The organism is Sphingobium sp. UBA5915, from assembly GCF_002431195.1.
Lineage (GTDB): Bacteria > Pseudomonadota > Alphaproteobacteria > Sphingomonadales > Sphingomonadaceae > Sphingobium > Sphingobium soli.
In genome coordinates this window covers 1-9587 of the sequence record NZ_DJDV01000050.1, presented here as the reverse complement: position 1 = coordinate 9587, position 9587 = coordinate 1, and the positions used below count along the sequence as shown (strand labels likewise).

Below are 9587 nucleotides of genomic sequence, written 5' to 3'. Positions count from 1 at the left end.
TGGGCTGAGAACATCGCTTACGGTCTAGCGCCGACACGCCGGATGCCGGAAAGCTACGATAGGCGCACGCATTGCGGTGCTATCTTACCGGCGCGCTTTTGCGAACAGAAGCGGTGCCTTTCTGGGAATATTATGATGCTGATACCGGCCGTTGCTGCGGGAATGATGATGATGGGGACTGCCGCGCAGCAGCCCGATCCGCAAGGGACGGGCGCTTTGTCGCGGGCGGACCAGACCGCGCCAATGGCCGTCGATCCGGCACCGGCCGGTCCGACAGTCCAGCCGACAGAGGGTCAGCCCGCGGATGAAGACGTGGTCCAGGATATCGTCGTGACCGGAGAGAAGGGCGCGCCGCCGGGCGATCCGATGGAAAAGCTCAATGCCAAAAGCTTCCAAGCCGTGCAATCGGTCGACAAGGCGGTCGTGGAGCCAGTAGCCAAGGCGTATAATAAGGGCCTGCCGCGACCAGTGCGCAAAGGGCTGCGCAACTTCTTTTCCAACATTGGCGAGCCGATCGTCTTTGCCGCCTATCTGCTGCAATTGAAGCCGGGCAAGGCCGCCGAAACAGCGGGGCGCTTTGGCGTCAATTCGACGCTGGGTTTCCTGGGCCTGTTTGACGTGGCGAAGCGCAAGCCGTTCCATTTGCCCCATCGCAACAATGGCTTGGCCAATACGCTGGGCTATTATGGTGTCGGTCCCGGCCCTTATATGTATTTGCCGATCGTGGGCCCGACTACGTTGCGGGATATTGTGGGGGATACGGTCGACAAGATGATCCTGCCCTTGTCCATCGGCGAGCCGTTCAATCAGCCGACCTACGTCATTCCGGCCACGGTGCTGAATCAACTAGGCGAACGCGCAGCATTTGACGAGACGATCCAGAAATTGCGCAAGGACGATGATCCCTATGCCGCCTATCGCGATTTATATCTGAAACAGCGGCAGGCGGAGATCGACGCGTTGCATGGACGCGCTCCGGATGAACCCGTCGTGCCTGTCTATGGGCCGGGCATCCCGACACCGAAAGACAATGGCGCATCGTCCGGGATGGCCACGCCTGCCGTAGATTGAGGAGGTTGGCCCGGGAGGCAGGCGCGCCTGCCTCCCGGCGTTCGGGACCTCAGCGCCCCAGAAGGCCGCGCGCCTGGCCCGCAATCTCCGCCAACATCGCCACATTGGGGTTGGCCGCCGCCTTGGCGCGCTGCACCAGGCTGCGGAACTGGCGAATGCGGGCTGCCTTGGCTTTCAGCCATTGTTCGACATGGTCCGACACGTCCATGGCGGATGTCTGCGCGAGAAAGTCCAGTCGCACCTGCTGCATGTCGCGCGCGACGCCGGAAATCAGCAGCCTTTCCCATGGATCGGACGGCTCCATCCGAGCCGCGGTGGACTGGACCCAGTCGATGCCGACCGCTTCGCCCAGATGCGTGAAGGCGCGGGTGAGGGCGACTTCATTCATGTCCATGCGTGACGCCAGAGACGCAATGCCGACCGCGCCGTCCAGCTTGAACAAACCCGCCGCGCGCCGTGCCAGAGGTTCGGGCGCGCCCAGTCCAAGCAGCCGGTCGGAGACACTAGCGGTGCGACGCTGCGCCTCACTGGTCAGCAGCTCATCGACCTGTTCGGCCAGTTTTTGCACGCCAGGCGCCAACCGTGCATGACCCTGCGCCGGCAAGGTTCCCGTCGGGAGGGCACGCAGGATATCCGCGATCTGGGCGCGCATCCCGCTGGCAATGGTCGCAAACAGACCCAGCCGTGCGTCCTCACCCATGTCTGCGCTGTCGATATCGGCCCAGAGATCACGAATGCCGTATAGGCGTTCGGCGATCAGGAAGGCATTGGCCAGATCCGCAAGTGAGCAACCTTCTTCTTCGGCCAGTTCGAACGGATGGATGAGGCCCAGGCGGTTGATGATGCGGTTCGCGACCTTGGTCGCGATAATCTCCTTGCGCAGTGCGTGCGCGGCGATGGCGTCGGCTTCCTTTTCCTGCATGGCCGGGGGGAAAGCGGCCATGAGTTCGTCGATCATGCTGTCGTCATTGGCCAGATCGCCATGTTCGATCGCATCTTGCAACGACAGTTTCGCGGTCGAAAGGAGGACCGCCAGTTCGGGCCGGGTAAGCCCCTGACCATCCTGCCCGCGCCGCAGCAACTGGTCGTTGGCGGCAAGCCCTTCGACCTGGCGGTCCAGCCGGCCGGATTCCTCAAAGGTTTCGATCAGTCGGACATAGCTGGCAAGATCGTCATTACCGCCCGCTTCGGCGATGGAAAGGCCAAGAGCCTGGAGCCGGTTATCCTCCAGAACCAGGTCGGCGACCGCATCCGTCATGCTTTCCAGCAACGCGTTGCGCGCATCAAAGGGAAGGCGGCCTTCCGCCATTTCCTTGTTCAGGGCGATCTTGATATTGACCTCATTATCCGAGCAATCGACGCCAGCGCTGTTGTCGATGAAGTCGGTATTGATGCGCCCGCTCCTGAGCGAGAAGGCGATGCGTCCCGCCTGGGTGACGCCGAGATTGGCGCCTTCGCCGATTACGCGGACCCGCAGTTCCTCTGCGTTGATGCGCAGGCGATCATTGGCCGGATCGCCCACGTCGCTGTGGCTTTGCGTACTCGATTTCACATAGGTGCCAATGCCGCCAAACCAGAGCAGGTCGGCCGGCGCTTTCAAGATCGCGGAGATGAGCGCGGACGGCTCCATTTCCGTGTCCGTGACGTCGAGAATGGCCTGCATCTCCGGGGTGAGGGCAATGCGCTTGAGGCTGCGCGAAAATACGCCGCCACCCTTGGAGATCAGGGACTTGTCATAATCTTCCCAACTGGACCGGGGAAGCTGGAACATCCGGTTGCGCTCCTCCCAGCTGCGCTCGGGATCGGGCGTGGGATCGAAGAAGATGTGGCGATGGTCAAAGGCAGCGACCAGCTTGATCGCCTTGCTCAGCAACATACCATTGCCGAACACGTCGCCCGACATATCGCCGCAACCGACCACGCTGACCGGTTCGTTTTGAACATCGATGCCCATTTCGGCAAAATGGCGCTGCACGGAAATCCATGCGCCACGGGCCGTGATGCCCATCGCCTTGTGGTCGTACCCATTGGAGCCGCCGCTGGCGAAAGCGTCGCCCAGCCAGAAGTCCCGATCCTGCGCGATGGCGTTGGCGACGTCGCTGAAGGTCGCGGTGCCCTTATCAGCGGCGACCACGAAATAGGGGTCATTTCCGTCCCGCACCACCACCTGGGCGGGATGCTTGACCTCTCCCTTGACGATATTGTCGGTGACCGACAGCAAGGCGCGGATGAAGATGCGATAGCTTTCGGTGCCTTCGGCGAGCCACGCGTCGCGATCGGCCTGGGGATTGGGCAGCTGCTTGGGATAGAATCCGCCCTTGGCCCCCGTTGGCACGATCACGGCATTCTTGACGCGCTGCGCCTTCATCAGGCCCAGGATTTCCGTGCGGAAATCATCGCGCCGATCGGACCAGCGCAGGCCACCGCGCGCAACCGGGCCGGCGCGCAGGTGGATGCCCTCGACGCGCGGGCTGTAAACCCAGATTTCGCGCCAGGGCAGGGGAGCGGGCAAGCCGGGAATCTGCGCGCTGTCGAGCTTGAATGCCAGCGCTTCGGAAGCGGCCGACCCGTAGAAATTGGTGCGCAACGTCGCGCCGATGACAGCGCGCAGCAGGCGCAGGACCCGGTCTTCATCAATCGCCGTCACTTGCTCCAGCCCCGCGTCGATGGCGGCGTTGGCTGCGGCGATGCGATCATCGGAATCCGCCTGTGCTGCGGGATCATGGAGCGCTTCGAACAGGGCTACGAGGTTCATCGTGACATCGCGCGCCCGACGCAGCGTTTCCGCGAAGGTCGCCATACCATAGGCGACTCCGGTCTGACGCAGATAGCGATAGAGCGCGCGGAACAGCACGACCGATCGGGGTGACAGGCCGGCTGTGACGATCAGTTCGTTGAAACGGTCGTTTTCTGCACGCCCTTCCAGCACCTGGGCGATAGCCTCAGTCACGATTTCGGCGCGATCGACCACCAGTTGCGCGTCGCCGCCCGAGGGCAATTCCAGCACAAAGCGCTGAACATGGCCAAGTGCGCCGCTGTCGATAGGCGTGGTCATTTCTTCAATGACGCGGAACCCGAAATTCTCGAACGCGGGCACGACTTCGGACAGGGCCGTCGTATCGTGGCTGTAGAGTTTGAGACGTAGCCGCTCGGCGCAGTCTTCCGGATTGCGGTAGACGCGGATGGATTTGTCGCCAGGTCCGGAAAGACCATGAATCAGCCGAATGTCGACCGCCGCCTCGGCCGGACCGGCGCCATTGCGATAGGCCAGCGGGAAGCCGGCGGCATAACGCTGCGCCATCGCGGCGGCGCGGCCGGGTTCTTCGGTTAGCGCCAGCGATTCCTCGACGGCGGGCACCCATCCGCGCACCATCTGCTGCAATTGATGATCGAGTGTCGGTGCGTCCGGGACGGTGCCGCCATCACGTAGGTCGAGCGTGATGCGCAGCAACGCCAAGCCGCCCTCTTCAAGCGCAATCGACCAGCTGAGCACCGGACCATTGGCGGCGCTGGCCAGCATGTTCTGAATGGCGACGCGGCGCGCGGTCGACAATTCATCGCGCGGCAGCCAGACGAAGGCATAGAGATGGCGCGCCAGCGCACTGGTCGCGAGCGCCAGCTTGGGCCGCGGGCGATCCGTCAGCGACATGAACGTCAGGGCCAGCCGCTCCAGCGTGTCGCGATCAAAACCGATGGTGATGTCGTGGGGCAGAGCCGTCAGCGCGTGGGCAAGCGTTTTGCCTGCATGGCTCATCGGCTCGAAGCCGAATTTATCCATCAGCGTCGAAAGTGCCGAGCGCAGCAGCGGCACTTTGTCTGGCGTCGCGGCAAGGCCAGAACTGGTCCACATGCCCGCATGAATGGACAGCGCGGTTACGTCCTTGCCGGAACGTACGGGCACGATGACGAGATCCAGCAGCACGTGCCGATGCACACGCGAAAGCCGGCTGGACTTGATGATCAGTGGCGTGCGCTTGCCTTCCTCAAACCAGGAAAAGGCGGCGTCCAGTGACGCTGGCGCAACCAGGGCGCGGTCGTGGCGGGTGCATATGCCCAGTGCAGCGTTGCTGCTGCCGTCACGTGCAACGACCTCATGCCCGGTCTGGGTAAAGTGGCGGGCAAGGAACCAGCGCAGCAGCGCCGCGCCCTCCTCATCGGCGACCGCGTCCGCGTCGGCCGACATGGCGGCTTGCATTTGCGCCCAGTCCGCAACGGCCGCGCGCACGTCCGCCAATGTTTCCGTAAGCGCTTTCTCCAGCGCCCGGCGCGCCTTCGCATCCGCCCGATCCGCTTCGATGTAAATCATGGATTCGCGCCGGGCGCCCGGCGCATCATCGTCCAATATGGCGGTCAGAGCACCGCCGGCATCGCGCTCGACCGAGAGGATGGGATGAAGCAGGCGATGGATGGTGATGTCGGCGGCGGCAAGCGCGTTGGCGATGGAGTCCACCAGGAAAGGCATGTCATCATTGATGATGGCCAGCCTCATGAACCGGCCGGTCGCACCTTCGCCCAGGGTTTCGATGACGATTGCCGGCTCACCGGGCCGCCGTCCGTTGGCGACGCGGCCCAGGAAGGCCCCAGCCGCAGCGAGCGCCGCCTGATCCAATCCCTCGCTTTCACCCGGGAGCGCGCCCTTGCTCAGCGCGCCTTGCAACGCCTCCAGGATGTTCTGGTCAACGTCCTTATTCTTCGCTTCCACCAGCGCCGTCATTCGCTCACCTCTCAACAGCGGTCTTCACCCGCTCTAGTCTGAACGGAGGAGGCGCTGGATGGCCGCCATGCGACTCCTCGGCTCGGGATCGCCTATATGCGCTGCACGGCAAAAACGCTCAAGTATCGAACGAAATAAAATTTCGGAATTGTGAAATAATATGATGCAGCGCAGCATGCGGCACCAACTGGCGCCGTGCGATGCTCGGCCTCTATTACGTGACTAAGTTACGATGTCGAGAGGCGGGGCCTGGCGTGCGTCGATGTGAGCTGTCAACGCGATGCGGCGACGATGACCCGCTGGCCAAGATCCGAACCTTCCGGTAGCGCGGCGACGATCGACAAGCTGCCGTCTTCTTCGCGGCGGGCGACAACAACGGCCAACCCATCCGGATCGGTACTGACCGCAACAGGGTCCAGCGCCGCAGCCGACTTGATGACATCGCGCGCGGTCTGGCGACGATCGGGACGCATGGGCGAGGCGGCGCGTCGCTTGGCGCGCTCGTCGCGCACCACGGCCTTAAGGCCGCCGACATAGGCCGTCAGATAGTCCGCCAGCATCCCGACGCCCAGTCCGTTGCCCAGCGCATGCTCCAGCGCTGTCGCATATTCGGTGATGCGTGTCTTGTCATAGGTGGCGCCGAAGACGAGCTTGATGACCGCCGTCATCGGGCTGCGCGCCTGCGCCTTGACGCCATAGTCGGCAAGCAGTTCTGCATAGTCGTCGGGCCGGGCGCGGGCGACCAGGGCGAAATCATAGCAAAGGCTGACGGCGCGGTAGAGCGCGGCATGACTGCGTGCTTCGCTGATGCGCACACGAGCCGCGCCGTCGCGGGCGAGGGCGAGCCAGTCGGCCAGGGAGGCATCGTCGGCCGGACATTCCATGCCGGCCAGGTCGAGCGTATCTTCGTCAATTTCATCGGGGGCCGTGGCCATCGCATCGCTTGCGGGACCATCGGCCCAGATCGGCGTTGCGGCCCGCGGCGTTGGAGCGCTCCGCAACGCATCGCCCACTTCCCGCTCCAGCCCGTGCAGCATGTCACTGCTGACGGTTTCCTTCCAGTTGATGACGCCGAACACAAAGTCGATTGTGTCACCGTCAGACGAGAAAGGCATCAAAATGCCGCGATAAAGGATTTCGGCGTCGCGCTGGTTGATGAATTCCGCTTCGAAGCCGATCGGGGCGGCGTTGGCGATGATCTGGAGATAATGGTCGGTCAGCCGAGAGAGCAAGGACCGGGCAGGCACATCCTGGATATAGTCGATGGTGCCTTCGATCGCACATTCCTGGCGCAGCGCTGAGCCCAGATAGACGATGGCGGGGTTTTCCAGGCCCGTGCTGAAATCCAGCAGCACGCTGTAAGGCCCGAAATCCTCAAGCTGGTCCGGCGCCAGATCCTCGATCGAGGGCAGCGCGCGGTCGCCCAGCAGCGATGCCCAGTAATTATAGGCCCGCACCTGCATCCGGCGCTCATCCGATCCGACAGCGGGCGGGCTTTCGATCGCGGCGTCGTCGCCATCGTCGAAATCATCCTGATCATGGGCGACGTCCTGTCCCCGCAGAGTGTCCATCCAGTCGGTTCCTGTCCTACCGCAAAGCCTTGGCCGGACCGCGATTGTCGCAGGGGATGGTAAAGAGGGGGTAAATGGAGAGCGCAAGAAAAGCGGATGAAAGGATGATTTGCCCGCTTGTCCAATCGCCCAACCGCTGTTATCTGCCCCGCCATCGCCGCTTTAGCTCAGTTGGTAGAGCACATCATTCGTAATGATGGGGTCACGTGTTCGAGTCACGTAAGCGGCACCAGTCCTTCAGTAGGAACTTCCTGAAAAACCTAGTGAAAGTGCCTTTCGGCTTATGGCCGGGAGATTGCCTGGTTTATGTGCCTTTGGCTTGATCCTGTGGGTTCCCAGTGGGTGAAGCGTGGAGCGGAAGTGGGGAGCGTGGTGGACGCCCAGCGGCAGGCGCTTTGGCATCATGATTCGGCGGATAAAACGAACGCCGCTGGGAGCGGCGGGCAGCGCCATCAAACGCCAGTGGCGTTGATCGTTTCAGGTAGATCATCCAGAAGGCCGCGTACTGAGGTAAGGGCTGAAGCGTCGTCAACAAGAAGCTTGCGGACAGCCTTTTCGTAGTCAGAGCGCCCTCGGAAGCCGAGCTTGGTCGCAAGGATGCCAAGCATTGCTGTCTCCCGTACCGGGTATAGCGAGAGGATTTTTACGAAATCTCGTTCAGCAATGGCATCACGGAGGCGGGCCTCTTCCGCAGAAAACGTGGCGCTCACGTCCACGTTGATGTTGATACTAATACCTCCCTCAATATCTTGGCGGGTAGGCAGTGAGGCAAAAATGCGTTCGCGAACCGATTTTTCAGCAGCCCGAACAGAGAGATGGGAAACGTGATTTGCCGTCAGGCTGGTTAATGCTGCATCGATGGCGTCTTGGAAAGTTTTCTCACCGTCGCCACCGGTGAGTGCGGCCGCCCTTAATGCAACGGGCTTCAAGACGTCAGGGTGGTAATATAGCGCTTCGACCGAATGGAAAGGCAAAGCGAAAATTCCTTCTTGTCTGAGCTTTTCGCTGGCCTCTGCGCTTCGACTATCACCATCGACTAAGCCCCATGCTTCCAACCAATGAAGTTCTTGTGCCCCTCGGATGCCGCGCACGGCTAGTTCTACCGCTCGGCAGCTCTCTTTTGGAACCACCGATATGTCTGGGAAAATCAAACCATAAAGCGGTCTGTCCAGACTGCTCTCATTGCCCTCGACATAGAGGATGCGGCGGCGAGCGCCGATGATATCTTCTTTGAGGCGATCATCAATTGGTGCTTCGACAGGCAGCAGGTCGGCATCCCATGAGACAACACCCTGTGCTTGGTATTGGCATGATCTAACCAGCAAGTTGCGCGCAGCAGGATTATCGAGCGGCAGCAATAAGTCGTGGGTCGAGACCACAAACGCACAGTCTGCTCTTTCGGCAAACAATGCGGTTAGCAATGGCGAGATGATAGACCGATGTAAGTGCCGCTCTGGTTCGTCGATTAGGAAGATGGACCCTTTATTCGCCGTGAGGACGGTCGCAGCGATAATAAGTGCGTTCCGCTCGCCATCAGACAATTCCGCAATACCGTATGGTTCTCCGGCATTTTTACGGGCGCGTACTTGCTCATTAGCTTCAACCCAGATCTCGATCGGAATATTGGAAACGCGCAGTAAAGAATTTATTGTCTTCAAGGGAGCGTCGTGTTGCGCTAGTTGCTTGGCGAGGGTGATATTATCTTCATCGACGGCTCCAGCTATACCCCGCGCCCGGACGTTTTCAGCGTCCACAAGATCATATAGGGCGATGCTGGATCGTTGTTGTGCATATTCCTCACGATAACGCGCGTTGATATTGTTATCTGTGTTACGGATGTTTCGCTCGGTATTCCGGCGCTCCATTGGGGACATTGCAAGGTCATTGGAGGCCAGCCAAGTCTGTCTATGAGCGGATATGCGCTTGGCGCTCTCATGATTTTGGCTGTAAAAACGTTGCATTAAGCTGGATTTGCCAGTCCCATTGGCTCCCAAGAGGAACAAGACCTCCCCATTGTCCACGCCAATCTCAAGCGTTGTCCCGTCTGGCTGTGCGACGCTAAGCGCAAATGGCATCCTGTTCCCTCATTTCGATGTCTCAACAAAAATCGATTTAGGTACAGTGACAGTGGACAGCAACAGGGTGAATTGCATCGCGCAATTTCTGCCATCTTATATGAACAGGCGGACACAATCGCCTATTGCGAAGCTGTGAAGCGTCCCGGGTTTTCC

The 9587-nt window shown here is 60.9% G+C and carries 4 protein-coding genes and 1 tRNA gene; 2 read left to right on the top strand and 3 right to left on the bottom strand.

What is annotated here, in order from left to right; translation table 11 throughout:
- The first annotated feature begins 132 nt into the window (after positions 1-132).
- Positions 133-1071 (top strand): MlaA family lipoprotein, encoded by a 939-nt coding sequence (locus B2V90_RS07290; protein WP_414711583.1) that lies wholly within the window; start codon positions 133-135, stop codon positions 1069-1071.
- A 49-nt stretch (positions 1072-1120) separates the two neighbouring features.
- Here the strand turns inward: B2V90_RS07290 and B2V90_RS07285 are convergent, their stop codons facing one another.
- Positions 1121-5785, bottom strand: coding sequence for an NAD-glutamate dehydrogenase (locus B2V90_RS07285; protein ID WP_228222773.1), 4665 nt, complete (start codon positions 5783-5785; stop codon positions 1121-1123).
- Between the two features lie 272 nt (positions 5786-6057).
- On the bottom strand, positions 6058-7356 hold the full coding sequence (locus B2V90_RS07280; protein ID WP_228222774.1) for a PAS domain-containing protein: 1299 nt from the start codon (positions 7354-7356) through the stop codon (positions 6058-6060).
- A gap of 156 nt (positions 7357-7512) precedes the next feature.
- Between B2V90_RS07280 and B2V90_RS07275 the strand changes: the two genes are divergently transcribed.
- A tRNA-Thr gene (locus B2V90_RS07275) sits at positions 7513-7588 on the top strand.
- A 220-nt stretch (positions 7589-7808) separates the two neighbouring features.
- On the opposite strand, the gene B2V90_RS07270 is transcribed toward B2V90_RS07275, so the two are convergent.
- Entirely contained in the window at positions 7809-9431 is a 1623-nt protein-coding gene (locus B2V90_RS07270) for an AAA family ATPase (protein ID WP_228222775.1), read from the bottom strand.
- Positions 9432-9587: the final 156 nt, after the last annotated feature.

Coding starts and splice junctions, on each gene's coding strand:
- B2V90_RS07290 (WP_414711583.1), top strand. CDS start 133: ATGATGCTGATACCGGCCGTTGCTGCGGGAATGATGATGATGGGGACT.
- B2V90_RS07285 (WP_228222773.1), bottom strand. CDS start 5,785: ATGACGGCGCTGGTGGAAGCGAAGAATAAGGACGTTGACCAGAACATC.
- B2V90_RS07270 (WP_228222775.1), bottom strand. CDS start 9,431: ATGCCATTTGCGCTTAGCGTCGCACAGCCAGACGGGACAACGCTTGAG.
- B2V90_RS07280 (WP_228222774.1), bottom strand. CDS start 7,356: ATGGACACTCTGCGGGGACAGGACGTCGCCCATGATCAGGATGATTTC.